Here is a 26,417-nt window from a genome sequence, read left to right as displayed (position 1 = left end):
GGTCGCCATAAACCGGTTTATCTGGACGCACTAAACCGCTTTACTAGGGTCGTGTCAAGTGGACCGTGGTGGCGCGGGGCCGTCGTGTACCAGATCTACCCGCGGTCCTTCCTGGACACGACCGGGTCCGGAGTGGGCGACCTGGACGGGGTCACCGCCCGGCTCGACCACCTGGTGTGGCTGGGCGTCGACGCGATCTGGCTGTCGCCGATCCATCCGAGCCCGGGCGTGGACGGCGGCTACGACGTGGCCGACCACCTCGACGTGGACCCGCTCTTCGGCGGCCTGCCGGCGTTCGACCGCCTGCTCGCCGCCGCGCACGAACGGGGGCTGCGGGTGCTGCTCGACTGGGTGCCCAACCACACCAGCTCCGAGCACCCGTGGTTCGTCTCGTCCCGCCACGACGCCGCCGGCCCGCACGGCGACTGGTACTGGTGGGCCGACGAGCCGGCGAACAACTGGCCGAGCGCCTTCGGCGGGCCGGCGTGGACGCTGGACCCCGTTCGCGGCCAGTACTACCTGCACCTGTTCACCAGCGCCCAGCCCGACCTGAACTGGAACACGCCCGGCGTGCGCGCGGCGATGCTCGACGGGCTGCGGTACTGGCTCGACCGCGGGGTCGACGGGTTCCGCGCGGACGTGGTCAACCTGATCGGCCGGGACCCGAGGCTGCCGGACCTGGCGGACCTCGACCCGGCGAACCCGAACGACCTCGTCGGCCGCTACCGCGACCCGCGCACCCACGACCTGCTGCGCGCGATCCGGGCGGTGCTGGACGGGCACTTCCTCGTGGGCGAGGTCCCGCTCGCCGACATGTCCGCCGTGCCGTCCTATGTGGACTCCACGCAGCTGCACCGGGCGTTCGACTTCTCGCTGATGGAGGCGCCGTGGTCGGCGCAGGCGTGGCGGTCGCGCATCGCGGCGGCGGAGGCGGCGTACGGTCCGGCCGGCGCGCCCGCCTGGGTGCTGTCCAGCCACGACCAGCCGCGTCACCGCTCCCGCCACGGTGGCCGTGAGGACAGGGCCCGAGTGGCGGCGTGCGTCCTGCTCACCCTGCGCGGCACGCCCTTCGTGTACGCGGGGGAGGAGCTCGGCCTCACCGACCCCGAGCTCACCCCGGAGCAGCGGGTGGACCCGCTCGGACGGGACGGCTCACGAGCGCCCGTGCCATGGACGGCCGAGCCCGGCCACGGCTGGGCCGCACCCGACCCGTGGATGCCCTGGCCCCCGCACGCGGCGCGCCGCAACGTCGAGGTGCTGCGGGCCGAGCCGGACGGCATCCTGTGGCTCTACCGCCGGCTGATCGCGTTGCGCCGCGAGCACCCGGACCTGCGCGACGGCGAGCTCACGCTGCTCGACGCGCCGCCCGGCGTCCTGGCCTACCGCCGCGGCGGCCTGACCGTGCAGGCGAACTTCACCGACTCGCCGGTCCGCGTGCCGCGCGGTGAGGTCCTGCTCGCCACAGAGCCGGCCAGGGACGGCATGCTCGCCCCGTGCGCGGCGGCGGTGCTGGCGGGCTAGAGGCGCTGCTCGAACACCTGGCCCGGCCAGCCGTCGAGGTCGACGGTCCGCGAGGGGGTGAAGCCGTTGCGGAGGTAGTAGCGCACGAGGTCGCCGTCGCCGCCCGCGTAGCAGTCCAACCGCAGCAACCCGATGCCGCGGGCGCGCGCCTGCTCGCGGGCGTGGTCGAGCAACCGCGAGCCGACTCGCTCGCCCGCGTGGCGGCGGGAGACGAGCAGCAGGATGACGTACAGCTCGCGCTCGTCGACCGGCGGCGCGTAGGACTTGGGACGCTCGTTGACGATCAGTGCACCGGCCGGTTCGCCGCCGGACTCGGCGAGCCACAGGTCGCCGTCGGAGACCATGGCGGTGATCCGCTCGACCTGGCGCGGTTGCGCGGAGAACGGCTCGCTGCCCCACTGCCCGGCGCTGCCCCTGGCGACCAGCCACGGCACGGCCTCGTCGAAGAACTCGAACAGGATCGGCATGTCGCGCACGTCGCCCGGGCGGATCCGCATGCTCCTTGTCTACCCCGCCAGCAGTGACACGCCCAGAGTGATCATGGTGGCGGCGACCAGGGCGTCGAGCACGCGCCACGACGCCGGCCGGGCGAAGAAGCCGCGCAGCAGCCGGGCGCCGAAGCCGAGCGCGGCGAACCAGCACCCGCTCGCGATCACCGCGCCGAGGCCGAAGTCCCAGCGCAGCGCCCCGTGCGTGGCGGCGATCGAGCCGACCAGCAGCACGGTGTCGAGGTACACGTGCGGGTTGAGCCAGGTCAGCGTCAGGCAGGTCAGCACCGTGCGCCGCCGGGACCCCGAGGTGGCGCCGCCGGTCGTCATGGCGGCGGGCCGGAAGACCCGGCGCAGCGCGAGAACGCCGTAGCCGACGAGGAACGTGCCGCCGGCGAGGGCGACCACGGTGAGCGCCACCGGTTGGTCACGCACGACCGACCCGACGCCGGCCACGCCCAGCGCGATCAGCACGGCGTCGGAGACGGCGCAGATCGCGACCACCGCGAGCACCGTGTCGCGGCGGATGCCCTGCCGCAGCACGAAGGCGTTCTGCGCGCCGATGGCCACGATGAGCGAGAGGCCGGTGCCGAACCCGGCCGCCATGGCGAGCAGCATGCCGCCACGCTAGGTCGCCATCAGGAGACAGTCGAGCTAAGGATTCTTACGTATCATTAGCGCTCGTGATGCCGGTCGATCAGGTCCGCACCCTGCTCGCGGTGGCGGACGAAGGCACCTTCGACGCGGCGGCGGCCGCGCTGCACGTGACGCCGTCCGCGGTCAGCCAGCGGGTCAAGGCGCTGGAGCAGAGCATCGGGCGGGTGCTGCTGCAGCGCACGAAGCCGGTGCGGCTGACGCCGTCCGGCGAGGTGGTCGTGCGGTTCGCCCGGCAGCTGGCCCGCCTCGAGCTGGACGCGAGGACGGAGCTGGGCATGGCCGACTCCGGTGAGCCGGCCGCGCTGCCGATCGCGGTGAACGCCGACTCGCTGGCCACCTGGTTCCTACCCGCGCTCCGCCGGGTGCCGGTGGAGCTGCGGACGTGCTTCGAGCTGCACCGCGAGGACCAGGACCACACCACGACGCTGCTGCGCGAGGGCGTGGTGATGGCGGCGGTGACGTCCTCGCCGAACGCGGTGCAGGGCTGCTCGGTGCGTGCGCTCGGCCGGATGCGGTACCTGCCGGTGGCGAGCCCGTCCTACGTGGACCGGTGGCTGGCCGACCGCCCGCTGCGCCAGGTGCTCGGCACCGTGCCGGTGGTTCTGTTCGACCGGCACGACGACGTGCAGGACTCGTTCGCGCGGCGGCTGACACGGGGCCGGGACGCCGGGCCGCTGCGCCACTACGTGCCGTCCTCGGAGGGCTTCGCGGACGCGGTCACCGCGGGCATGGGGTGGGGCATGCTGCCCACGGCGCAGGCGGAGCCGCGCCTGCGGGCGGGCACGCTCGTGCGGCTGGACCCGGCGCGCGCGGTCGACGTGCCGCTGTACTGGCAGCAGTGGAAGCTCGACTCGCCCGCGCTGGCCGCCACCGCGGAGGCGGTCGCCGCGACGGCGGCCGAGGCGCTGGACGGCGCACGCTGAACAGCACGAACCGGCGAACCGGGCGACAATGGCGAACACTATGGCCGCAACGAACCACGTGAAGCGGGTGACGATCGCGATCGCCGGCGGTCTCGTCGTGCTGATCGGCATCGCGCTGCTCGTCCTGCCCGGACCGGGCCTGCTGGTGGTGCTCGCCGGGCTGCTGATCCTCGCCTCGGAGTTCCCGGCCCTCGAGCGCTACGTCGACCCGGTCCGGGACCGGGCGATGAAGGCGGCCGAGGACAGCGTGTCCACGCCGCTGCGCATCGCCTGGTCGGTCTGCGCGGGACTGGGCCTGATCGGTGCCGGGATCGCCTGGGGCCTGGTGCCCTGGCTGCCGTTCCATGGTTGGAGCGCCGGGTCGAGCCTGATCCTGTCCGGGCTGATCCTCTACGCGCTGCTGATCTGGAGCTACCGCAAGGTCAAGGCGCGCCGCGAGGCGTCGCAGCGGTAGGGGTCAGGCGGCCTCGGGCAGCGTCCGGACGGCCGGCGGGTCGTCGTGTGCGGCGGCGATGCTGGCCCGGCAGCAGCGGACGAGCTGGCGGTTCGCCGCGCCCGGCGGCATCTGGTGGCACTTAGGGCAGGTCAGCGCGACGTCGCCGGTCAGCTGGTCGATCGCCACGTTCACCGCGCACGAGCAGCGGCGGCACCAGCGGTGCCCGGTCACGATGATCACGTGCAGCGGCGAGGACACGCAGTGGTGCAGCCAGCGCCGGTGGGTGTAGCACGTCGTCCGTTCGAGCGGGTCCAGCCCGCTCTCCTCGGCGGCGTCCTCAGTGGACAGCGCGGCGGCGAGCCGGCGGTCGGCGAGGTCGGCGTACCGGTCGTCGATCCGAGCCGGCACTGCGCTCAGGGTCTGGGTCGTGCTCATGGCCGGCTCCTTCGCGCCCGTCTGTGTGGTACGTCACAAACGCTATGGCGGCCGTGGACGCGCGACATCGGGGACACCCCCTGTCCCGAGCCAGGGGTCTCCGGGGTTTCACCCGGTGTGCCAGCTCCGGAACGCGGCGAGCAGGTTCGTGCGTGCGGGCTCGGACAGGGACTCCGGCGCCAGCGTGCCCAGCTCGCGGATCGTGGCCCGGATCTGGTCGAGGTAGCGCTCGCAGCCCTCGCAGACCGCCAGGTGCTCGATGAACCGGGTCTCCGTGCTGGGGTCGAGCTCGCCTTCCAGGTAGGCGGTGACGAGCTCCACCAGCTCCGCACAGGTCATGGCCGGCCTCCCTCGACCGGAGTGGCCGCGGTCAGGTAGCCGGCGAGACGCTCACGCACCACGGCGCGCGCCCGGTGCAGCAGCACCCGCTGGTTGGCCGGCGTGAGGTCGAGCAGCTCGCAGACCTCCCGTGCGGTGTGGCCCTCGACGTCGCGCAGCGCGAGCACCACGCGTTGTCGCTCGGGCAGTTCGTCCAGGATCTCCCCGAGCACGCGATGGATCTCCACCGACAGCGTGATCTCCTCCGGCGAGGCCCACGCCGCGGGGAACTCCCGCCAGCCGCCCGGGTACCGGTCGTCGTGCCCGCGGAACCGGGCCGGGTCCACGGTCGGGCCGTGGTCGCCCGGCGTGACGCTGCTCCACGGGATGCTCCGCCGCTCCCGCGCACCGCGCTTCTTCGCCGTGGTCACCAGGATCCGGTACACCCAGGTGCGAAACGCCGACCGGCCCTCGAACCCGGCCAGTCCCTTCAGCACGGCGAGCCAGGTGTCCTGCACGACCTCCTCCGCGGTGGCGTGCGTCGAGACGAACGACCGGGCGAGCCGCAACATCGACGACGACCACTCGTCGAGCACGCGCGCGAACGCCGTGTCGTCGCCGGCACGCAGCGCGGCCACGAGGATGCCGTCCGGGGGCAGGCTCACCCGGGCGAATATACGGTCCGTGCGCGGCGGGCACTATGGACCTTCGACCCGGTGTTCGGCCGCTTCCGGGGCCGGCCGGCCCGACCGCAGCAGCGCGAGCGCGCCGGCCGGGAACAGCAGCACCGACAGCAGCCCGGCGCACACCAGGCCGGCCGCGGTCACCGGCGACATCAACCCGGTGAGCACGCCGATCTGGGTGGCCGTCACGACGAACGGCAGCGAGGTCGCCTGCAGCAGCGCGGCCGCGGCGACCGAGCGGCGGTCGACCAGCCGCCCGTACAGCAACGCCGGCAGCCCGCGGGCGGCCAGCAGCGCCACGAGGAACAGCGGCACCCTGGCCAACGCGGCCGGGTCGTCGACCAGTCCGACCAGGTCCAGCCGCAGCCCGCTCGAGATGAAGAAGACCGGGATCAGGAATCCGTAGCCGATCGCGTCCAGCTTCACCCGGAACCGCGGATGCGAGGACGAGTCCCGGTCCAGCAGGCCGACGACCGCGCCGGCGAGGAACGCGCCGAGGATGCTCTCCAGCCCGAACGCCTCGGCCATCGCCACGAACGCGACGAGCAGCACGACGGCCGCGCGGACCCGGATCTCGGCGGTCGTGTCCTGCAGCCGGACCAGGGTCTCGCCGAGCTTGCGGGACCGCGCGGCGAGCGAGACGGCGACGGCGGTCGCGGCCACCGTCGCGACGAACATCGCCAGCAGCACCACCCGGCTGCCGGTGCTGCCCTCGGCGGTGGAGAACAGCAGCGACAACAGCAGCACCGCGGCGAAGTCGGCGACCGAGCAGGCCGCGATCACGGTCTGGCCGAGCGTCCCGTCCGCCTTGCCGGCGTCCTTCAGCACCGGCACCACGAGCCCCAGCGACGTGGCGGACAGCGTGACCGCGAGCAGCAGCGGGCTCGCCACCCAGCCGGCCGCGCCGAAGCCGGCGCCGGCGAGGAGCCCGATCGCGAGTGAGAGGAGGAAACCGAGCAGCGCGAGCCGCAGCACGGTGCCGCGCAGCCGGTGCACGTCGATCTCCAGGCCGGCGAGGAACAGCAGGAACGCGAGGCCGAGCAGGGCGACGATCTGCACCGGCAGGTCCGCGTCCACCCAACCGAGCACGGACGGGCCGACCACGATGCCCGCGACGATCTCCAGCACCACCGCGGGCACGCGCAACCTCGGCGGCAGGAAAGCGAGCAGCAGCGGCGCGGCGACCGCGATCGCCGCGACCGCGAAGAGGTTGACGAACTCGACCTCGGGCACGGCTACCGGTACTCGGGGTTGGCGAAGTCGAACCGGCAGCCGGCGTCCCACTCGCTGCGCTGGTTGCCGTGCGCGGGGATCCCGCCGGCGTCTTTCAGCATGCGGGCCAGGTGCATGAGGTTCCAGGTCATGAACGTGGTGTTGCGGTTGGTGAAGTCGTTCTCCGGGCCGCCGGAGTCCGGGTCCAGATAGGACGGACCGGGGCCGGCCGCGCCGATCCAGCCCGCGTCGGCCTGCGGCGGGATCGTGTAGCCCAGGTGCTGCAGGCTGTAGAGGACGTTGCTCGCGCAGTGCTTGACGCCGTCCTCGTTGCCGGTGATCAGGCAGCCGCCGACCCGCCCGTAGTAGGCGTACTGGCCGGCGTCGTTGAGCAGATGCGAGCACGCGTACAGCCGCTCGGTCACCAGCTTGGTCACCGATCCGTTGTCCCCCAACCAGATCGGGCCGGCGAGCACCAGGATGTCAGCCGCCAGCACGCGCTCGTAGATGGCCGGCCACTCGTCGCGCTCCCAGCCGTGCTCGGTCATGTCCGGCCACACGCCGACGGCGATGTCGTGGTCGATCGCCCGCAGGTGGGACACGGACACGCCGTTCTTGGTCATGATCTCGGCGCTGCGGTCGATCAGGCCCTGGGTGTGGGACAGCTCGGGGGAGCGCTTGAGCGTGCAGTTGATGTACAGCGCGGTCAGGTCGGCGTAGCTCGCCATGGTTCTCCTCGTGGTCGGTGGAACGGGTCCAAGCCGTTCAGTGCCGCGAGGCGGGCCGAGCGTTACACGCGGGTGTCAGCGACCGGGTCGGGTGGCGTGGACGACCGCGGCCATGTCCTCGTCGGTGTGCCCGGCCTCGGCCGCCGCGTCGAGCAGCGCGTGGACGGCGCCCATGAGGCGGTCGTCCACTCCGGAGGCGCGGATCGCGGCGAGGATGAGGCCGGCGTCCTTCACCGCGCCGGCGAGCGGGAACGCGGGGGAGAGCTCGCCGGTGATCATGTTCTTGCCCTTGAGCTGCGCGTAGGCGCTGTCGGTCGGGCCACCGGAGATCACCTCGAGGAACCGCGCCGGGTCGAGGCCGAGCTGCTCGGCCAAGGCGATGCTCTGCGCGGTCGCGGTGGTGATCGACAGGACCCACGCGTTGGCGACGAGCTTGAGCCGGTGGCCGTCGCCGGGCCGCTCGCCGACCCAGAGGGTGCGCGCGCCGACCGCGTCGAGCACCGGGGTGACCCGCTCGCGCACGGCCTGCGCCGCGGCGGCGAGGACGGTCAGCGTGCCCTGCTCGGCGGGCTGACGGGTGCCCAGCACCGGGGCGTCGACGAACCCGAGCCCGTGCCGCCCGGCGAGGTCGGCGTACCGCTCGGTGGCCTCGACGCCGACGGTGCTCGACTGCACCCAGAGCGCGTCGGGGCGCACGGCCGGCAGCGCCGCCGCCATCACCTCGTCCACCGCGCCGGCGTCGAACAGCATGGTCAGCACGACCTCCGCCTCGGCCACCGCGGCGCCCGGGCTGTCCGCGACCGCGGCGCCGTCCTCGGCGAGCGGCCGGGCCCGGTCGGCGTTGCGGTTCCACACCGTCACCGCGAACCCGGCGCGTACGAGGTTGCGGGCCATGCCGGCACCCATGATTCCCGTGCCGAGCACGGCCACCGTCGTCATGGTCGCCGTTCTACCGCACGAGGACGCGATCCAGCCAGCCGAGCAGGTCCGCGACGACCTCGGCGCGGTTGGTCTCGTTGAACACCTCGTGCCGTGCGTCCGGGTAGGTCCGCAGCGTGACGTCGGTGAGCCCGGCGGTGCGGTAGCGGTCGACGAGCGCGTGGACCAACGCGAGCTGTCCACCCACCGGGTCTAGTTCGCCGGCGGCCACGTAGATCGGCAGGTCCTTGCGCATGGCCGCGAGCCGCGCCGGGTCGGCCACCGCGCGGGCGGCGGCGAACATGGCCTTGCCGGCGGCCGGGTCGATGCCGAAGCCGCAGCGAGGGTCGGCGACGTACGCGTCGACCTGCGCCTCGTCGCGGGAGAGCCAGTCGAAGTCGGTGCGTGCGGGCGCGAACGGCGCGTTGAACGCGGACAGGTCGAGCGGCGCGTCGAGGTCGAGCGCCGGCTCGAGGAGGTCGAGCACGCTGGTGCCGGTCAGCGCGACGGCGGTCACGTCGTGGCTGTGGTCGAGCAGGAACTGCTGCGCGGCGAACGAACCCATGCTGTGGGCGACGAGCGCGTAGGGCAGGCCCGCGTGCTCGGCCCGGGTCCGGCCCGCCAGCACCCCGATGTCGGCCACCAGCTCGGCCCAGCCGTCCGCTCCGAGCATGCCGAGCTCGGCGTCGGACCCCGCGGTCGCGCCGTGCCCGCGATGGTCCTGCCCGACCACGAGAAAGCCCTCGCCGGTGAGTGCACCGGCGAGGGCGTCGTAGCGACGGACGTGCTCGCCCATCCCGTGGGTCAGCTGGACGACGCCGCGGGGCGCCCCTTCGGGTTCCCACCGGTAGGCGACGATCCGCTGCCCGTCACGACCGGGAAAGGTGAGCTCACGCATTCCCGGATCATGTCACTGCTTGGCGCTCCCGGGCAGCATCTGCAGCAGCCCGCCCGCGGCCCAGATCTCGCTCACGAACTCGCCCGGCGGCTCCAGCGTCACGGTCTCGCCGTCCTCGGTGGTCAGCGTGGCCGCGTACGGGTCGACGGTGATCCGTTGTCCCGCGGTCAGCTTCGCCAGGTCGGCGGGGTCGGCCAAGGGGAGGCAGGGCAGCCCGTTGTTGGTGGCGTTGCGGAAGAAGATCCGGGCGAAGTCGACCGCGATGACCGCACCGATCTGGTTGAGCTTGATCGCGCGGATCGAGGTCTCCCGGCTCGACCCGCAGCCGAAGTTGCGCCCGCCGACGATGATGTCGTCCGGCTGGATGTTCGGCTGGATGTCCGGGTCGTAGCCGTGGAACAGGCCCCGCTTGACCTTCTCCGGGTCGAGGCTGAAGAACGACGGCGGGTGGATCACGTCGGTGTTCATGTCGTCGCCGAACAGCCAGATCCGCCCGGTGATCGTCCGCCGGCCGGCGGTGGTCGTCTCGGTCATCGGACCTCCAGGTCGCGGTACAGGTCGGGAGCGAGCTCGCCGCGCATCGCGGCCCGCGCCACCGTGCGCGGGCTCGCGAGGTACGTGCGGCTGTCCCAGTGCCCCATCCGGCCGCGGAAGTTGCGGTTGGAGCTCGACACGCACACGTCGTCGGCGCCGAGCACGCCCTTGTCGATCCCGCCGCACGCGCCGCAGCTGGAGTGGTTGAAGATCGCCCCGGCGTCGGTCAGCGTCTCGACGAGACCGGCGGAGAGCGCCTTCTTGAACACCTCCATCGACGCCGGGATGACCACGAACCGCACCTCGGGGTGCACCTGCTGGCCGGCGAGCTCGTCCGCCGCCGCCTCGATGTCGCCGAGCCGGCCGCTGGCGCACGAGCCGAGGAAGGCCGACGTGATCTTGATCGGCTCCAGGTCACGCAGCGGCACCACGTTGCTCGGTTGCCACGGCTTGGCGACCCGTGCGTCGAGCGCGTCGAGGTCGATGTCGATCACCCGCTCGTAGGCGGCGTCCGCGTCCGGGCGGACCATCGTGCCGAGGAACTCCCCGTCCCGCTTGAGGAAGTAGGCCTCGGTGACCTCGTCGGGCACGAACACGCCGAACTTCGCGCCGATCTCGACCGCCATGTTGGAGATCGCGAACCGGTCGTCCTGCGAGAGCCGCGAGCGCGACTCGTCGTGGAACTCCAGCGTCCGGTACTGCGCGCCGCCCTCACCGAGGATGCGGAGCAGCTCCAGGACGATGTCGCGGCCGGCGGACTGCTCGGGCAGCGTGCCGTGGAAGCGCACCGCGATGGTGCTCGGGCGGCGCATCCACGTCGTGCCGGTGGCCAGCGTGAACAGGATGTCGGTGGCGCCCATGCCGGTGGCGCAGGCGCCGATGCCGCCGGCCATGATCGTGTGGCTGTCCGCGCCGACGATCAGCCCGCCCGCCTGGCACAGCTTGTGCTCGACGAGCAGCTGGTGGCAGATCCCGCGGTCCAGCATGAGGTTGGGCATCTCCTGCCCGCGCGCGAACGCGAGGAACCGGTTGGAGATGTCCGCGTGCTCGGCCGTCGACGGGGGAGAGAAGTGGTCGTTGGTGAGGAGCACCTTCTCCTTGTCCCAGATGGACAGTCCACGTCGCTCGAAGTCGTCGATCAGTAGCGCGGTCGTCGCGTCGTGACCGAGCACCGCGTCGATCCGGACCCGGCGGTAGAGCGCCGCGTCGTCGTCGATCGCGTGCGCGTCGATCACCTTGTCGCTGATGGTCATCCCGGTCATACGGCGTCCTCGGCGACCAGCCGGTCGTACTCGGCGATGACCAGCTCGGGCGGCACGCCGGCGAGCGCGGACTCGGTGAAGGCCTCCTTGGCCTCGAACGCCTCCTCGTGGCGAACCTTGTCCTTCTCCGACACCATCTTCTTCACCCGGTCCACGACCCGGCGCGCGATGGCGTCGTCCACCTCGCGGTTGGCCTGGCCGAGCACGTGCCGCACGAGCGACGCGCCGCTGTGCTTGCCGAACACGTAGTCGCGCTCGTACCCGATCCAGGACGGCGGCAGCACCTCGTAGCTGCGGGTGTCCTTGAGCATGCTGTCCACGTGCACGCCCGACTCGTGGCGGTAGACGTTGTAGCCGGTGACCGGCTTGGTCGCGCTCATGTGGATGCCGCTGGCCCGCTCGACGAAGCGAGAGAGCTCGGGCAGCTTGAGCGCGTCGACGCCGTGCTCGATGAAGTGCAGGTGGGTCATCGCCGCGAGGCACTCCGCGAGGTCGGCGTTGCCGGCTCGCTCGCCGATTCCGTTGACCGTGCAGCTGATCGAGCGCGCGCCGGCCTCGATCGCGGCCAGCGTGTTCGCCGTGGCCAGGCCGTAGTCGTTGTGCGCGTGGGTACAGAGCGAGATGCCGGGGTCGAGCTGCGTGCGCAGCGTGCGCACGAGGGTGCGCATGCTGGCCGGGTGCCCGCAGCCGACCGAGTCGGCGAGGATCAGCCGGTTGACCGTGCCCGGCGCGCAGACCTCGTTGACCAGTCTGATCATGTAGTTCGGGTCGGCCCGGGTGGCGTCCTCGAACACGACGTTGACGCCCAGCTCGTGCTCGATGATGTCCTCGACGCCGCTGCGCATGATCCGCGCCGCGTCGTCGCGGGTGACGCCGAGGGTCTCCTTCAGCCGCAGGTCGCTGGTGGGCATGAACATGAAGACTTCGTCCGACTTCGCCTTGACGGCCGCGGCGATGTCCTGGTGCACCGGGCGGGCGGTCGCGCAGATGCTCGCCCGCACGCCGGCGTCGCGCATCTCCTGCATGGCGTCCATGTCCGCCGCCGACGCGCCCGGGAACCCGGCGTCGAGCACACCGATGCCGGCCTGGTCCAGCAGCAGGGCGAGCTGGACCTTCTCCTGCACGGTGAACCAGACTCCCGGAGTCTGCTCACCGTCGCGGAGCGTGCAGTCGATCACCTCGACCGCCTTGGGCATAGGCGTTGCTGGCGTTGTTGGTGCGTCCATCGTGTCCACTGTGAACCCCGTTTTTCCTTCTCGTTACCGGTAAGCAAGCCCGGCTGAGTGATGCCAGCCGAGCGCCCTCTTCTCCACCGCGAGCAACATCAGGTTGAACAGGTAACCCAATACTCCGAGCATCGCGACGACAGCCCACATCTGGGCGAACTCGAACTTGTTGCGGGCGTCGCGCAACTGGTCGCCGAGTCCGCCGTTCGCGGCGAAGAGCTCGGCCACCACGGCCAACAGCAGGGCTTGCGAAAGACTGACCCGCAGCCCCGCGAAGATCTTGGGCAGCGCCGCGGGCAGCACGATCCCGAAGAGACGGTGCGTCCACGGGACACGGAAGGCCAGCGCCGTGTCGATCTTGACCTCGTCCACCGACCGGACCCCGTCCACCGTGTTCAGCAGCACCGCCCACGTCGCGCCGAAGACGATGACGGCCAGCACCATCGGCGTGCCCAGCGTGCAGATCAGCACGAAGACCGGGACGAGCGCGGGCAGCGGCAGCGACCGGAAGAACGCGAACAGCGGCCCGACGGCGGCGAGCAACGTCCTCGACAGACCGCACACGGTGCCGACGACCACGCCGATGAGCACGGCCAGTGCCCAGCCGCCGAGCACCCGGCCGATGGTCGTGACCAGGTTGTCGTGGGCCGCGGCGGTGAGGAACGCGTCGCCGGCCGGCCCGGAGAACCACAGCTGACGAGCGGCGACGAGGATCTCGCTCAGCGCGGGGAAGAACGGGTGCGCGACCGCGGTGGCCCCGACCTGCCAGGCGACCAACAGCACGGCGAACGCGGTCCACCGAACCAGGAAGCCCCGCAGGGTTCTCATCTGGTGGCCTCCCGTGCGGCCACCGTCCACCCGAACCCGCGGCGTTGTAACTGCTCCAGGCCCTGGTGCAGGCTGAGCCCGAGCACGCCGGCGATGATCACGATCGCCAGCACCTGGTCCATTCTGGTCACTCCGCTCGCCGCCTCCAGGACGGCTCCGCCGAGCCCGCCGCTGGTGCCGGTGAGCATCTCGACGCTGATCACGACTGCCAGCGCGATCGGCGTGGCGAGCCGGACCCCGGTCAGCGCGAACGGCGTCACGGACGGCAGCACGACGCGCAGCAACACCCGGACCGGCCCGTAGCCGCACGAGCGCGCGGTGGCCACCAGCAGCGGCTCCACCTCGGCCACGGCGTACATCGTGTTGTAGAGGATGGGCCACAGCGAGGCGAAGACCGCCAGGCCGATCTTGGTGACCGGACCGCCGCCGATCCAGATCGCGGCCAGCGGCACGAGCGCCACCGGCGGGATCGGCCGCAGGAACTCGAGCACCGCCCGGCTGGCGGTGCGCAGCAGTGTGCTGGTGGCGAGGATCATGCCCAGCGGCATGGCGATCGCCGCGGCGATGCCGAGTCCGATCGCGACGGACAGCGTCGTGGCCAGCAGGTCCAGTAGGAACAGCTGGTTGCCGAGCATCGACGCGACCTGCGGGAAGACCTCGGACGGAGGCGGGAAGTAGCCCTCGAGGAACATGTCGGACCGACCGACCGCCTCCCAGACGAGCAGCGCTCCGGTGAATCCGGAGAGCCGGAGCACCAGCGCCCACATGCCTCTGCTCAGCTCTTGCTCTTCACGATCATCGGGCGGACGTCGAAGGGCTCCTTGATGAGTCCGAACTCGCGCATCAGGTCCGGCACGCGCTGCAGCCGGGTCGGGTCGGTGGACAGCGGATAGGTCGGCAGGTGCAGGACCGGGGCGATCTCGGGCTTGACCTTGGCCTTGTCCATCAGGGCCTGGCGGATGGCCTCCTCGCCGGCCGGCGTGGCGGCGGCGCGGTGTGCCTTGAGGACAGCGCGCTGGAACGCCGCGGTCGTCTCCGGGTAGGCGGAGGTGGTCTTGTCCAGCGCCGCGTAACCGTTGAGGCCGATGCCTTCCAGGCGGCCGATCAGCGGCTGGAACACCGTCCACACGCCGAGCTGAGCCTGCGCGACCGTGATGAACGGCTCCACCAGGAACGCCGCGTCGAGCTCACCGGTCTGCAGCTTCGGCAGCATGTCCGGGAACTTCATGACCTTCCACTGGATCCCGGTGGTGTCCGCCTTGGCGGCCTTCATGCCGGACATCACGGCGAGGTCGGCCATGCTGCCGGTGGACGAGACGCCGATCTTCTTGCCCTCGAGGTCCTTCGGGCTGCGCAAGGGGGAGTCGCTCTTCACCACGACGGCAGCGACCTCGGGCTGTGCGGCCGAGGCGTCCGCGACGATCTTGACGTTGACCTTCCCCTTGCCCTTCTGCTGGGCTTGGACGAGCAGCGGATAGCTCGCGAACGTGATGTCCACATCGCCACCGAGCAAACTGGTCATCGCCTCGCCGCCGCCACCGAGGGTGACGAGCTCGACGTCGAGCCCCTCCTCCTTGAAGAAGCCCTGGCCCACGGCCAGGAACAGCGGTGCGACGTCCGTGGACGGGATGATGCCGACCTTGATCTTGGCCTTCTCGACCTTGGCCTTCGGGTCGCTCTGGGCCTCGTCGGAGCCGCCGAGCAGACCGCAGCCGGCGGTACCGAGCAGCATCGTCACGGTCGCGAATGCGACGAGGATTCGGCGCCAGAGACCGGGATCGAACATGCGAGCTTGGTTACGCCGGGTCAACTTCCATCCCCATTCCACGGGTGTTCTACTGTGGGCCGTAACGGACCGGGGGGCCGGCGCGACTTTGGAACCGGATGCCCGGACCTCGGCCGAGACTAGCCCAAAGCGACGTTTTGACAACACGCGGCGATGGATGTAGGCCGTTTGGCGCAAATCTGCGCCGAAGAGGTGAAGATCATCTGAATTATGGCGTCCGTGCAGCCCCAATGACCCCCTTCGACGCTGACATCCGAACGATCCTCGACTAACTTTTGGCCTACCTATCGGTAGTGATGGAGTCGGGGTGGTTTGCTCATGCGCGCCTTGCCGCGTGAAGGACACTGGTCGCCCGGTGGAGGCAGTGTCTAATGTCTGGTCGCGACGCTGGGGACGCCCACAACTCGAAGGGCAGGCGCCGGGCATCGCGAGTGCTCGGTAAGTCCGACTCGAGGTGGCAGCCGCGAAACTGGCGGTTGCGGACCAAGATGACCGCGGTGGTGCTGGTTCCTGCGCTCACCGCCATCGCCTTCGCCGGCCTGCGTATCCAGGCCGAACTGTCCGATGCCGCGGACTACAACCGCATCGTCAGCCAGGTCGACGCCTCGATGCTGATCACCGAGGTCGTCCACCAGCTGCAGGGTGAACGCAGCCTCGTGGCCTCGGCCGTCGCCGACGGGTCCATCGCGAACAACGAGGACGTCCAGGGCAAGTACCGGCAGACCGACGCCTCGATCACCGAGCTGAGCGACAAGATCGGCAGCCTGGAGCTCCCGGACGCGGACAGCAAGTCGCGCTACAACTATGCGTTCAACCAGCTCGGCCAGCTGACTCCACTTCGGAACCTCGCCGGCTCCTCGACCTACCCCGACCTCGCCGTGCTGTCCGCGTACAACTCGGTGATCGACCCGCTGGTCCAGCTGGGTCGCGAGATCACCACCGCGGGCAATGACACCGGGCAGTCGCCCTCGCGACTGTCCGCCGCGGTGCAGACCATCGGCCAGGCCAAGGAACGCGCGTCCCAGCTGGACGCGCTGCTCATGGTGTCCGCCGTGCGCAACAGCTTCCGCGCCGCCAGCGTGCAGAACCAGGCGGCGGCCGCCTCGGCGGGCTTCGACTCGTCGGTCGCCGACTTCTTCGCGGTGGCCACACCGGACGAGCAGCAGCAGTACAACGACGGCTACAGCGGCGCCGAGGTCGACCGGCGGCGCGGCTTCGCGCAGACGGCGCTGATCGGCGCGGACCCGACGGCGCCGCTCGACATCGACCTGGGCACGCTGAAGGACACCAGCACCGCCGCCAACAACAAGCTGCGCGGCGTCGAGACGAACCTGGTCGCCTCACTGCGGTCCCAGGCGGCCGGTCTGGCCAACGCGGCGACCGTGACGGCCTGGCAGGTCGCGATCATCGTGGTCGCCGCCATGCTCGTCGCGATGGTGCTGATGCTCGCGATGGCACAGTCGCTGGTCAACCCGCTGCGCCGGCTGCGGCGCGGGGCACTCAAGGTGGCCAACACCACGCTGCCGAAGACGATCGACCGCATCCTCCAGGACCCGAACCCGGTGGAGGCGGCCAAGAACGCGGTCGCCCCGATGCCGGTGGACACCAGCGAGGAGATCGGCCAGGTGGCCCGGTCGTTCGACGTGGTGCACGAGCGAGCGGTCCGACTGGCGACCGAGCAGGCCGTGCTGCGCGACAACGTCAACGACATGTTCGTCAACCTGTCCCGGCGCAGCCAGGCGCTCGTCGAGCGCCAGCTGTCCGAGCTGGACAAGCTCGAGCAGTCCGAGCAGGACCCCGACCAGCTCGCCCGGTTCTTCGTGCTCGACCACCTGGCCGCCCGGATGCGCCGCAACAGCGAGAACCTGCTCATCCTCTCCGGCATCGGGGTCGCCCGGCGATCGTCGCGGCCGGTGCCGATCAACGAGGTGATCGCCGCCGCACAGTCGGAGATCGAGAACTACGCGCGCGTCGTCGTCAAGGCCGGCCCGGACACCGTGGTCCAGGGCCGCGTGGTCAACGACATCGTGCACCTGATGGCCGAGCTGCTGGACAACGCGACGAAGTTCTCCGCCACGGACACCGAGGTCACAGTCTCCTCGGCACACGTCCGCTCCGGTGAGCTCGCGGTGCAGATCTCCGACCAGGGCCTCGGCCTGTCCGACGACGAGCTCGTGGACATCAACAGGCGCCTGACCGACCCGCCGCCGTTCGACCTCGCGGTGTCCCGCCGGATGGGCCTGTATGTGGTCTCGCGGCTGGCCAAGCGGCACGGCATCCGGGTCCGCCTGCACGGCGAGTTCAACTCGGGCACGTCCGCGGTGCTCATCCTGCCGAAGGCGCTGACCGGCGACGGCCCGGTCGACGGGCTCACCTCTCCGGTGCCCGCGGCGATCACCGGTCCGACCGACGCGTACGGCCACACGGGCCAGACCATGGTCGTCACCGGACCGCAGGCCGTCACCCGTGCCGGCCCGCTGACCGGTCCGCACACCGGTGTCCGATCGGGACCACCGACCGGGCCGGCCACCGGGCCACAGACGGGACCGCAGACCGGTCCCCGGACGGGAGCACAGACCGGGCAGCAGCCGGCGGTCCGCGGCGGGCCCCCGACCGGATCTCAGACCGGACCCCGCACGGGACCCGTGACCGGGCCGCGGACCGGGTCGCAGCCGGCCGTGGATCCGACACAGTCGCAGCCCGCGCACGCCGCCCGGGACAGCCGGTCCGCGTGGTTCCAGCGCAGCGTGCCGGCGAACGCCGGGGGCGGCGACAACGGGGCCGGCGGAGACGGGCACGGCAACGGCAACGCCGGCAACGGCGGCAATGGCGGCAATGGCGGCAACGGCGCCGACTCGAAGCTGCCGCAGTCGTCCACACTGAACTGGTCCACGACGGGCGAGGACGGGTGGAGCGCCGTGCGGCGCAAGCTCGGCGAGACCACCCAGCACACCAGGGTCAGCGACACCGGCTCCCTGCCGCGTCGGCAGCCGGGCACGCACCTGGTGCCCGGGTCGGCGGGCGAAAGCCGTTTGGGCCACGCGGACAGCGGGGCCAACGGTGGCAACGGCGCCACCGCGGAGCAGCCGGCACCGCAGCAGGCGGCGGAACGGGTTCGCGCCCGGCTCTCCGGCTTCCAGCAGGGTCTCGCGAGGGCCCGCAACGAACCCCGGCAGGCACCGAACGGCCAGCCACCAGGGGAGGCGCGATGACATTCGCCCGGCAGGACGACCTCGGATGGTTCCTCGACGACTTCGTGGTGCGCGTCGCTGACGTCGCACACACGGTCGTGGTCTCGGCGGACGGGATTCTGCTCGCCCGCTCGTCCACGCTCCCACCGGCGAACGCGGACCAGCTCGCCGCGGTCGCCTCCGGGCTCGCGAGCCTCAGCGAGGCGGCGGCCAGGACCTTCGACGCGGGCAGCGTCGTCCAGACGTGCGTCGAGATGGAGGGGGGCTATCTGTTCATGATGACGATGGGCCTCGGCTCCAGCCTGGCGGTGCTGGCCGCGCCCGAATGCGAGATGGGCCTGCTCGCCTACGAGATGTCCTCGCTCGTGGACCAGGTCGGCGAGCGACTGACTCCCGAGCTCCGCGCGGCCCGCGGTCTCGCGTCTCGCGCGGGAGGAAACTCCTAGCCACGACGGTGTGGTGACCACGCAGAGGCAACGAGCGAGAAAGAGAACGGCATGCTGCCCTCCCACGTTTTCACCGACGCCGAGCGCGACGACCTGAGGACTGTGCTCGGGGCCGTCGGCACGCATCCCTACCGCGACCCGATCGCGTTCTCCCAGGAGATCGCGGACGTGCTCGACCGCGGCGACGTGCCCGCGGCGCTGGTCGACGCGGCCGACGGTATCCGCAAGGATCGCGAGTCCGGCACCGCCTTCGCGCACGCGCTGCGCAACTGCCCGGTCGACGACGTCGTCCCGCTGCTCGACCAGGAGGATCCGCTCGCGGACAAGTACGCCAAGAAGCACACCTTCGTCTCCGAGGCGTTCCTGCAGCTGTTCGGCCACCTGGTGAACACGCCGTTGATGTCCTACGGGACCCGGTTCAACGGCGACTTCTTCATCGACGTCATCGCGATCAACAAGTACATCGGCAAGCAGACCGGCTACAGCGACGGCGAGCTGGCGTACCACAACGACCGCACGGCCCACCCGGTGCGTGCCGACTACATCACCCTGCTCGGCATGCGCTGCCCCGAGGGCGACCTGACGTACACGAGCTTCGTGTCCGGGGCCACGCTGCTCGAGATGCTCACCGGGCAGGAGCGGGAACTGTTGCGGGAGCGGTACTTCTACACCCCGTTCGACGTGGTGTCCAAGGACAACAACAAGAGCCTGACCGTCTCGGACAACCACTCGATCTTCTACGACGAGCACAGCGTCCGGTACGTCGACACGCACACGACGGTCGCGCCGGACGCCCCGACCGAGGCGAAGGACGCGCTCATCGCGTTGAAGAACGCGTTGGTCCGCGCGCCGAAGGCCCGCCACCGCATCCTCAGCGGCGACCTGTTCACCTTCGCCAACCAGGACGGGCTGCACAGTCGCGAGCACATCGAGATCAACGACCCGGCGCGGGCACGCACGCGCTGGCTGATGAAGACCTACGCGTTCCGCGACCGCCCGGCGGCCGACCGGTTCGCGGACCGGTGGCTGGACGGGGTGCCGGGTCGGGTAGGCGACTGATCGTGAGCGGAGCTTGCGGAGCGAACCGATGACACAGGGTGACCGCGAGCGGCAGCACGGAGCCTGCGAGGGGCTGTCGTGAGGCGTGTCGCGGTCGTGGGCAGCGGGCCGCGCGGGCTGATCGTCGTCGAGCGGCTGGCCGCACGACTGGCGGAGGAGGACTCCGGCCGGCCGATCGAGATCAACCTGATCGACGCGGTCGAGGTCGGCGCCGGGCGGATCTACCGCACCGACCAGCCGGACTGGTTCCTGATGAACACGGTGGCCGGCATGGTGTCGGCGTTCTCGGGCGTGCCCGACGAGGGCCCGACCCGGGCCGGCTCCGGCCCCTCGCTGTACGAGTGGTGGCGCGAGCGGGACCCGGAGAACGCCTCGCCGGACGGGTACGCGCCGCGGGCCGAGTACGGCCGCTACACCCGGTTCCTGCTCGACGCCGTCGAGGCCAATCTGCCCGACCACGTGCTGCTCGTCCGCAGGCGCGCGTACGTCGACGACGTGACCCGCGCCGGCGACGGGTACCGGCTGACGCTGTCCACCGGCGAGGCGTTCCTCGCCGACCAGGTCGTGCTCACCACCGGACACTCCACAGTGGAACCGGTGGGCCGCGAGCTCGAGCTGGCCGAGTTCGCCGTCGGCCGGCCGGGGCTGCGCTATCTCGGCGGCGAGTCGCCGGCCGACATGCCGCTGGACGACATCCCGCCGGACACGCCGGTCGGCGTCATCGGCCTCGGGCTCTCGTTCTACGACGTGATGGCCGCGCTGACGCTGGGCCGCGGCGGCAAGTTCGACACCACCGACGACGGCGGGCTGCGCTACATCCCCAGCGGCACCGAGCCGCTGATCATCGCCGGGTCGCGCAGCGGGATGCCGGTCCCGGCCCGTGGCCGCAACCAGAAGCCGCCGCGGCACGCCTACCGCCCGCGGCTGTTCACCCCGGGCAACATCCGCAGCGCGACGCCGACCGGACCGCTGGACTTCCTGGCCGACGTGTACCCGTGGCTCATCAGCGAGGTCAACCTCGTCTACTACGCCACGCTGCTGCGCCGCGACGCCAGCACGGCCGCGGCGGAGGAGTTCGTCGCGGCCGTGACCCGCGCGGCGGAGGGCGCCGTGGTGCCGGACGTGGCCGCCGTGGCGGCGGCCCACGGCCTCGCGGGCGTGCCGCCGCTGGACCTCGACGAGCTGGCGCTCCCGTTCGCCGGCCGTACCTTCGCCGACCGGACGGAGTTCGACGAGGCGTTGCGGACCGCGGTCACCAAGGACCTGGCGGAGTCGGCGAACGGCAACGTCGACTCCCCGCTCAAGGCGGCGCTGGACGTGCTGCGCGACTGCCGTGGGCCGATCATGAAGATGGCCGACTTCTCCGGGTTCAACCCGATCTCGCACCGGCGGGACTTCGTCGGCTGGTACGCGGCGCGGTGCGCGTTCCTCGCGGCCGGCCCGCCCTCGGTGCGGCTGCGGCAGGTGCTGGCCCTGTTGGAGAGCGGCGTGCTGCGGATCATCGGGCCGCGGGCGGTCTTCCGGCCGGACCGGCTCGCCCGCCGGTTCAGCGTGTGCTCTCCGCAGGTGCCCGGCGCGCACGAGCACGTCGACGTGGTCGTCGACGCCCGCGTGCCGGACCCGAACCTGGCCCGGGACCGCAGCTCGCTCACCCGGCGGCTGCGCGAGCGCGGCATCTGGACCGGCTACGTCAACGGCGAGGGGCCGGAGTCGTTCGCGACCGGCGGCGTCGCGGTCACCACCAGCCCGTACCACCCGATCGGCCGCGGCGGCGAGCCGGACGAGGGGCTCTACGTGGTGGGCATCCCGACCGAGCACACCCGCTGGTTCATGCAGGTGGGCAGCAATCGACCCGGCATGTGGGGCGACTTCGTGCACGACGGCGACGCGATCGCGGCCCACGTGCTCAAGGAAGGTGGCTGAGATGGGCGCCCCGACGCGGTCGCGCACGGCGGCCCGGTTCAGCGGTCTCGAGCGGCCGGCCACGATCGCGGTGCACGACGTGATCGAGGAGCTGCGCGGCGAGGGTCGGACCATCGTCGACCTCACCAAGGGCGAGCCGGACATGTCGACGCCGGACGCGGTCACCGACGCGGCGATCGCGGCGCTGCGGGCGGGGCACACCCACTACACCGTCGGCCGGGGCCTGGCGGAGCTGCGCGCCGCGATCGCGAAGAAGCTCGCCACGGACAACGCGGTCCATGTCGACCCGGTCGACGGGGTCGTGGTCACACCGTCGGCCAAGCACGCGCTGTTCGTCGCCATGATGACGATCCTCGACCCGGGCGACGAGATCATCGTGCCGTCGCCGGGCTGGGTCAGCTACCGGGCGATGGCGCACCTGGTCGGGGCGCGGGCGGTGCCGGCGGAGCTGGATGGCGCGGCCGGGTTCCGGCTGACCACCGACGTGCTGAGGGGCTGCCTGACCGAGCGGACCAAGGCCGTGCTGGTCAACACCCCGAACAACCCGACCGGCCGGTTGCTGGACGGCGAGGAGCTCGACGTCCTCGCGGAGTTCGCGGCCGAGCACGACCTGTTGGTGATCACCGACGAGATCTACGAGGTCATCCGGTTCGGCGCCGGCCCGCACCGCAGCATCGGGGCCCGGCCCGAGTGCGCCGACCGCACGCTGACCGTGAACGGCCTGTCCAAGAGCCACGCGATGACCGGCTGGCGGCTGGGCTATCTGGCCGGCCCGCCGGACCTGATGGCGGTCGCGTTGGCGGTGTCGGAGCAGACGGTCAGCTGCGCCACCTCGTTCGTGCAGCACGCGGCCCTTGTCGCGTTCGGCGGGGCGGACGAGGACGTGGCGTCGATGGTGACCGAGTACGGCCGGCGCCGCGACCTCGTGGTGTCCGCATTGGACGGTCTCGGCGGGATCTCCTGCCCGGCGCCGGACGGCACGTTCTACGTCTTCCCGGACATCCGCGGCGCGAACCGGGGCGGCTCGGTGGAGTTCGCCGAGTGGCTGCTGCGCGGGGCGGGGGTGGCGACGGTGCCCGGCCCCGCGTTCGGGCCCGGCGGGGAGGGGCACATCCGGCTGTCCTTCTCGGTGCCGACCACCGTGCTCACCGCGGCCCTGGACCGGATCGCCGAGGCGCTGTCGGGCTCATGACCGCGGCGGTCGGCTCAGACACGGTCCGGCAGGGCCTTGTCCACCGTGGTGACGAGCGCGGTGGAGCCGATCAGCGCCATCGCCGCGTCGTGCGTCCGCTTGGTGCGCGCCGCGGTGGCGTCCGCCAGGATCTCGACCCGATAGTCGCGGTCGTGTGCGTCGCGCGCGGCGGAGAGCACGACCAGGTCGGTGGACACGCCGGCGAGCAGCAGCGTTTCGATGTTCTGCTTGCGCAGCAACAGGTCGAGGTGGGTGGCGTAGAACGGGCTCACCCGGCGTTTGACCACTATGGACTCCTCGGGCGCCGGGCGCAGGTCGTCGTGCACCCGGATCTCCCACGAGTCGACCTTCGGTCGGTCCTCGACGGCGTCGTTGAACAGCGGCGAGCGGGGCGGGAAGTCCGCGAACCCCGGCGAGAAGCCGATCACCACGTAGATGACCGGGATGCCGGCGCCGCGAGCCCGCTCGATCGCGGTCGCGGTGTTGGGCAGCACGTTGCGCTTCGCGACCTGCTCCGCGAACCCTTCCCGGCCCTGCTTCCCGTCCGGGTGGACGAGAGCGTTGATCATGTCCAGGATCAGCAGTGCAGAGTTCACGGTCCTGAGCCTATCCGCACCTAAGGAGACACTCGATGGACGCCAATCCTCGAGACGTGCCACCGCCGCCGCTCGACGGCTCGCTCGAGTTCGACCAAGAGCGCAGGGAAGCCGCCGCGGCGGACTTCGGGCACGTCGTGCACCGGGTTCCGGAGGCCGTGCTGCTGCCGGGATCCGACGACGACGTGGCCGCGACCATCCGGTGGGCGGCGCAGCGGGGGCGCGGGTTCGCACCGCAGGGGCAGCGCCACGCGGTGTTCGGCCGGTCCCAGGTGCAGGACGGCATCGTCGCGGACATGTCGGCGCGCAACTCCATCGGGAGTATCCGGGACGACCGCGTCGAAGTGGACGCGGGCGTGAAGTGGAGCGAGGTGCTCGCCGCGACGCTGCCGGAGCGCCGTACGCCACCGGTGCTCACCGAGTACCTCGAGCTGTCGGTGGGCGGCACGATCGTGGTGGGCGGTGTGGGCGGCACGACGTCGCGGTACGGGCTGCAGTCCGACACCGTGCTAGAGATGGACGTGGTCACCGGCGAGGGCACCATCGTCACCTGTTCGCCGGAGCAGAACGCCGACCTGTTCGACGCGATGCGGGCCGGCTTCGGGCAGGCCGGGGTGATCACCCGGGCGACGCTGGCGCTCGTGCCGGCGCCGGAGTCGGTGCGGCGGATCCTGCTGTTCTACCCGGACCTGGCCACGATGCTGACGGACGCCCGGCTGCTGTCCGCCGACGCCGAGCGGTTCGACGTGGTGCAGGGCGCGGTCATGCCACCGCCGGGCGGTGGGCTGGCGTACCGGTTGGACGTGGCGAAGTACTTCACCGGCGACGCGCCGGCCGACGAGGACCTGCTCGCCGGCCTGTCCGACGACCCGGCGAAGCGTCAGCCCGACACACTGTCCTATTTCGACTACCTCAACCGCCTGTCCATGCTGGAGAAGCTGCTGCGCAAGAACGGGCAGTGGTTCCACCCGCACCCCTGGCTCACCACGTTCATCGGCGACTCCGAGGCGGAGGCTGTGGTCGGCGCCGAGCTCGACCGGCTCGACCCGCCGGTGGACCTGGGCCAGTTCGGCCAGGTCGTGCTGTCGCCGATCCGCACGGGGGCGATCGACACTCCGCTGCTGCGGCTGCCCGCGGACGAGCTGTGCCACGCGTTCAACCTGGTCCGCGTGCCGACCACGGACGACGCCGACAACGCCCAGCGGCTGGTGGCGGCCAACAAGGCGATGTACGAGCGGGTCAAGGCGGCCGGCGGCGTGCTCTATCCGGTGAGTGCCTTCCCGCTCAGCAAGGACGAGTGGCGCGAGCACTTCGGCCCGGTCTACGACCAGCTGGCGGCCGCGAAGCGCAAGTACGACCCGGACGAGGTGCTGACTCCCGGCTACGGGATCTTCTGAGCGGCGGCCACGATCGAGCGCACGCCGCGGACCAAGCCGCGGCCGTCGTCGGGGTCGGCGTCCGAGTCGACGCCGGCGTCGATGTGGTCGCGGCCGAGGGTCACCACGCCGCCGACCACGAGCACGTGCGCGGCCATGATGAGGATCCCGAGCTGGGGCACCGCGAGCCGCAGCACGACGGTGAGCTTCGCGGCGAGCCCGACGGCCGTGGCGACGCCGCCGCAGAGGTCCATCAGCCTGCCGTACTTCGCGGCGAGCTCGGCGAGGTCGGCGGTGGCCTTGTCGAGCCGTTCGGTGTCCAGAGTGGACTGATCGAGACGGGTCGGCTCGGCGAGCGCGTCCGCGCCGAGGACGATGCCGACCACGGCCTTGCCGGGCCCGCCCTTGTCCACGGAGGCGATGAGCCGGTCGACCCGCTCGCGGACCTCGGTCAGCCAGGCGGCGGGCACGATCCGGGACAGCATCGCGAGCGCGGCGCGGAACGCGCGCAGGCCCAGCTTCGCGAGCTTGCCGCCGATCTGGTCCAGGTGCAGCTTTTCGTTGATCATGTCCCACGCCTCGCGGACCGCCTGCGGCCCGCGGTCGTGGATGCCGGTCAGCGAGCCGCCGATCACCTTGGTCGACCGGGCGACGATGTCGTCGACCGTGCGGGCGAGCTGCTTCTCCAGCGCCGCCACGGCTTCCGGCACCGACGCGGACCGCGCGGCCGCCGCGATGCCCAGCGGGGTGGGCGGCACCGGCCGGATCAGCAGCGAGACCGTCGCGTCGAGGCGGCGCAGCGGTTCGTCCAGCGCACTCGGCTCGGCGGGCCCCTGCTCGCCGACCGCGTCGCTCGCCGCGAACATCGTGCCGGCGACGCCCAGCTGGCTCAGCGTCGCGGCGAGCAGCTCGGTCGCGTCCGCCGGCACCTGGCCGACTCCCGGCACCACACTCGTGACGGCGACTCGGTCGAGTCGGGCGATGGTGGTCTCCGCGGTGTCGGCGAGCCGCTGCGCCGCCTCCGCGAGTCGGTCAGGGTCGCCGAGCGCGTCGCGAAGGTCGCGTCCCGCCTGTACGACCTGGAGCGTCGAGCGGGCGGCATGATCGTGGACCACAACGGCCTCCACACGCGTAGGCGGTGTCTGGCCAGAGAATCGGCGTGGTGGGACGACTCATTACGGTGAGTTCGAGCTGCTGAGCACGTTCACCGTGTCGATCAGCCAGCGGCCGTCGCGGTTCACCAGCACGTAGCGGTGCTGCTCGCGGATCTTCCGGCCGTCCTTGAACGAGTAGTTGACCGTCGCCTGGACCACCGCGCCACGGGCGGAGATCCCGGCGGCGCGCACCGAGCTGACCGAGTTCCAGAAGCGGCGGTAGCCGGCCAGGCCGCCGGCGGGGCTCTGCTGGAACTTCGCGGTGAGCCGCCGCCAGCCCTCGGCCTGGTTGCCGGGCATCAGTGCGTAGTAGCCGCTGACGGCGGCGGCCGGCTTGGCCGGTAGCGAGGCACGGCGAGGTTTCTTGGCCGGCGGCGCGTTCTTCGTCGCCTTCGTCTTCGACGCGGTGCTGGTGGGCTCCGTGGGGGAGGGTGCGGGTGACTCGGCCTGGCGCGGGGTGGCGGAAGTCGTCGACACCGCGTTGCCGGCGGTCTGGCGACCGTCTTCCTGGCTGAGCACGACCAGCGTCGTGGTCACCGCCACCAGCACGCAGACCAGCGCGAGCAGGACCGCGGCGCGGCGGCGGTGCGGCCGCTCCTCGGCGGGCGCCGGCTCGGACGGCGGGCC

26 protein-coding genes and 1 pseudogene are annotated in these 26,417 nt (G+C 71.6%); 9 read left to right on the top strand and 18 right to left on the bottom strand.

Translation table 11 applies throughout. The annotated features are described in order from the left end of the window. The first annotated feature begins 51 nt into the window (after window positions 1-51). Window positions 52-1,521, top strand: coding sequence for an alpha-amylase family glycosyl hydrolase (locus ACRDSK_RS11025; RefSeq protein WP_431440098.1), 1,470 nt, complete (start codon window positions 52-54; stop codon window positions 1,519-1,521). Here the strand turns inward: ACRDSK_RS11025 and ACRDSK_RS11020 are convergent. After that, window positions 1,518-2,018 carry a GNAT family N-acetyltransferase gene (locus tag ACRDSK_RS11020; protein ID WP_431440096.1) on the bottom strand — a complete coding sequence of 167 codons (501 nt, stop codon included), beginning with the start codon at window positions 2,016-2,018 and terminating at the stop codon, window positions 1,518-1,520. The two genes, ACRDSK_RS11025 and ACRDSK_RS11020, sit on opposite strands and share 4 nt — an antisense overlap. 9 nt (window positions 2,019-2,027) lie before the next feature. Then, window positions 2,028-2,627, bottom strand: coding sequence for a LysE/ArgO family amino acid transporter (locus ACRDSK_RS11015; RefSeq protein WP_431440094.1), 600 nt, complete (start codon window positions 2,625-2,627; stop codon window positions 2,028-2,030). A 68-nt stretch (window positions 2,628-2,695) separates the two neighbouring features. On the opposite strand from ACRDSK_RS11015, the gene ACRDSK_RS11010 reads away from it, so the two are divergent. Together ACRDSK_RS11010 and ACRDSK_RS11005 are read left to right on the top strand one after the other, a co-directional pair. Beyond that, window positions 2,696-3,589 (top strand): LysR family transcriptional regulator ArgP, encoded by an 894-nt coding sequence (locus tag ACRDSK_RS11010; RefSeq protein WP_431440111.1) that lies wholly within the window; start codon window positions 2,696-2,698, stop codon window positions 3,587-3,589. A 40-nt stretch (window positions 3,590-3,629) separates the two neighbouring features. Further along, complete coding sequence (locus ACRDSK_RS11005) at window positions 3,630-4,043, top strand: PGPGW domain-containing protein (RefSeq protein WP_431440093.1); 414 nt, start codon at window positions 3,630-3,632, stop codon at window positions 4,041-4,043. A gap of 3 nt (window positions 4,044-4,046) precedes the next feature. Here ACRDSK_RS11005 and ACRDSK_RS11000 read toward each other — a convergent pair whose 3' ends face one another. The 13 genes from ACRDSK_RS11000 to ACRDSK_RS10940 form a co-directional block, all read right to left on the bottom strand. After that, entirely contained in the window at window positions 4,047-4,460 is a 414-nt protein-coding gene (locus tag ACRDSK_RS11000) for a hypothetical protein (RefSeq protein WP_431440092.1), read from the bottom strand. Between the two features lie 108 nt (window positions 4,461-4,568). Beyond that, window positions 4,569-4,799, bottom strand: coding sequence for an anti-sigma factor family protein (locus ACRDSK_RS10995; protein ID WP_431440090.1), 231 nt, complete (start codon window positions 4,797-4,799; stop codon window positions 4,569-4,571). Beyond that, window positions 4,796-5,443: an RNA polymerase sigma factor gene (locus ACRDSK_RS10990; protein ID WP_431440088.1), complete on the bottom strand. Its 648-nt coding sequence runs from the start codon at window positions 5,441-5,443 to the stop codon at window positions 4,796-4,798. Before ACRDSK_RS10990 ends, ACRDSK_RS10995 begins: the two co-directional genes overlap by 4 nt. A 33-nt stretch (window positions 5,444-5,476) precedes the next feature. Continuing rightward, complete coding sequence (locus tag ACRDSK_RS10985) at window positions 5,477-6,694, bottom strand: cation:proton antiporter (RefSeq protein ID WP_431440087.1); 1,218 nt, start codon at window positions 6,692-6,694, stop codon at window positions 5,477-5,479. Between the two features lie 2 nt (window positions 6,695-6,696). Continuing rightward, window positions 6,697-7,401, bottom strand: coding sequence for a flavodoxin family protein (locus ACRDSK_RS10980; RefSeq protein WP_431440085.1), 705 nt, complete (start codon window positions 7,399-7,401; stop codon window positions 6,697-6,699). A gap of 75 nt (window positions 7,402-7,476) precedes the next feature. Further along, the gene (locus ACRDSK_RS10975) at window positions 7,477-8,340 is read right to left on the bottom strand and encodes an NAD(P)-dependent oxidoreductase (RefSeq protein WP_431440084.1); all 864 of its coding nucleotides are present in this window, start codon (window positions 8,338-8,340) and stop codon (window positions 7,477-7,479) included. Between the two features lie 10 nt (window positions 8,341-8,350). Continuing rightward, window positions 8,351-9,217, bottom strand: a complete 867-nt coding sequence (locus tag ACRDSK_RS10970) for an alpha/beta fold hydrolase (RefSeq protein WP_431440081.1) — start codon at window positions 9,215-9,217, stop codon at window positions 8,351-8,353. Window positions 9,218-9,229: 12 nt separating this feature from the next. Next, window positions 9,230-9,751, bottom strand: a complete 522-nt coding sequence (locus tag ACRDSK_RS10965) for a 3-isopropylmalate dehydratase (RefSeq protein ID WP_431440079.1) — start codon at window positions 9,749-9,751, stop codon at window positions 9,230-9,232. Further along, window positions 9,748-11,013, bottom strand: a complete 1,266-nt coding sequence (locus ACRDSK_RS10960; RefSeq protein WP_431440077.1) for a 3-isopropylmalate dehydratase large subunit — start codon at window positions 11,011-11,013, stop codon at window positions 9,748-9,750. Before ACRDSK_RS10960 ends, ACRDSK_RS10965 begins: the two co-directional genes overlap by 4 nt. Next, complete coding sequence (locus ACRDSK_RS10955) at window positions 11,010-12,209, bottom strand: LeuA family protein (RefSeq protein ID WP_431440076.1); 1,200 nt, start codon at window positions 12,207-12,209, stop codon at window positions 11,010-11,012. The genes ACRDSK_RS10960 and ACRDSK_RS10955 overlap by 4 nt, the downstream gene beginning before the upstream one ends. A gap of 63 nt (window positions 12,210-12,272) precedes the next feature. Further along, window positions 12,273-13,067, bottom strand: a complete 795-nt coding sequence (locus ACRDSK_RS10950) for an ABC transporter permease (RefSeq protein ID WP_431440075.1) — start codon at window positions 13,065-13,067, stop codon at window positions 12,273-12,275. Then, complete coding sequence (locus tag ACRDSK_RS10945; protein WP_431440073.1) at window positions 13,064-13,834, bottom strand: ABC transporter permease; 771 nt, start codon at window positions 13,832-13,834, stop codon at window positions 13,064-13,066. The genes ACRDSK_RS10950 and ACRDSK_RS10945 overlap by 4 nt, the downstream gene beginning before the upstream one ends. 8 nt (window positions 13,835-13,842) lie before the next feature. Further along, complete coding sequence (locus ACRDSK_RS10940) at window positions 13,843-14,853, bottom strand: ABC transporter substrate-binding protein (RefSeq protein ID WP_431440070.1); 1,011 nt, start codon at window positions 14,851-14,853, stop codon at window positions 13,843-13,845. Window positions 14,854-15,350: 497 nt separating this feature from the next. Between ACRDSK_RS10940 and ACRDSK_RS10935 the strand changes: the two genes are divergently transcribed. From ACRDSK_RS10935 to ACRDSK_RS10915, 5 genes are all read left to right on the top strand, one after another. Continuing rightward, the gene (locus ACRDSK_RS10935) at window positions 15,351-18,065 is read left to right on the top strand and encodes a nitrate- and nitrite sensing domain-containing protein (RefSeq protein ID WP_431440068.1); all 2,715 of its coding nucleotides are present in this window, start codon (window positions 15,351-15,353) and stop codon (window positions 18,063-18,065) included. Continuing rightward, window positions 18,062-18,490 carry a roadblock/LC7 domain-containing protein gene (locus tag ACRDSK_RS10930; protein ID WP_431440066.1) on the top strand — a complete coding sequence of 143 codons (429 nt, stop codon included), beginning with the start codon at window positions 18,062-18,064 and terminating at the stop codon, window positions 18,488-18,490. Before ACRDSK_RS10935 ends, ACRDSK_RS10930 begins: the two co-directional genes overlap by 4 nt. Window positions 18,491-18,541: 51 nt before the next feature. Further along, window positions 18,542-19,549 carry a TauD/TfdA family dioxygenase gene (locus tag ACRDSK_RS10925; protein WP_431440064.1) on the top strand — a complete coding sequence of 336 codons (1,008 nt, stop codon included), beginning with the start codon at window positions 18,542-18,544 and terminating at the stop codon, window positions 19,547-19,549. A gap of 78 nt (window positions 19,550-19,627) precedes the next feature. Further along, the gene (locus tag ACRDSK_RS10920; RefSeq protein ID WP_431440062.1) at window positions 19,628-21,472 is read left to right on the top strand and encodes an FAD/NAD(P)-binding protein; all 1,845 of its coding nucleotides are present in this window, start codon (window positions 19,628-19,630) and stop codon (window positions 21,470-21,472) included. A gap of 1 nt (window position 21,473) precedes the next feature. Beyond that, window positions 21,474-22,664 (top strand): pyridoxal phosphate-dependent aminotransferase, encoded by a 1,191-nt coding sequence (locus tag ACRDSK_RS10915; RefSeq protein ID WP_431440061.1) that lies wholly within the window; start codon window positions 21,474-21,476, stop codon window positions 22,662-22,664. Between the two features lie 14 nt (window positions 22,665-22,678). Here ACRDSK_RS10915 and ACRDSK_RS10910 read toward each other — a convergent pair whose 3' ends face one another. Beyond that, window positions 22,679-23,260 carry a cysteine hydrolase family protein gene (locus ACRDSK_RS10910; protein WP_431440059.1) on the bottom strand — a complete coding sequence of 194 codons (582 nt, stop codon included), beginning with the start codon at window positions 23,258-23,260 and terminating at the stop codon, window positions 22,679-22,681. Between the two features lie 35 nt (window positions 23,261-23,295). Here ACRDSK_RS10910 and ACRDSK_RS10905 point away from each other — a divergent pair, with 35 nt between their 5' ends. Further along, window positions 23,296-24,657, top strand: a complete 1,362-nt coding sequence (locus tag ACRDSK_RS10905) for an FAD-binding protein (protein WP_431440057.1) — start codon at window positions 23,296-23,298, stop codon at window positions 24,655-24,657. On the opposite strand, the gene ACRDSK_RS10900 is transcribed toward ACRDSK_RS10905, so the two are convergent. Beyond that, window positions 24,642-25,751, bottom strand: a complete 1,110-nt coding sequence (locus tag ACRDSK_RS10900; protein WP_431440055.1) for a hypothetical protein — start codon at window positions 25,749-25,751, stop codon at window positions 24,642-24,644. The genes ACRDSK_RS10905 and ACRDSK_RS10900 overlap by 16 nt on opposite strands. A 60-nt stretch (window positions 25,752-25,811) precedes the next feature. After that, window positions 25,812-26,417, bottom strand: a pseudogene (locus tag ACRDSK_RS10895) (hypothetical protein); the annotation flags it as partial.

The sequence above is a fragment of the Actinophytocola sp. genome, from assembly GCF_050699915.1.
Lineage (GTDB): Bacteria > Actinomycetota > Actinomycetes > Mycobacteriales > Pseudonocardiaceae > Actinophytocola.
The sequence above is the reverse complement of the archived record's forward strand: the minus strand, read 5'-3'. Positions and strand labels throughout refer to the sequence as shown.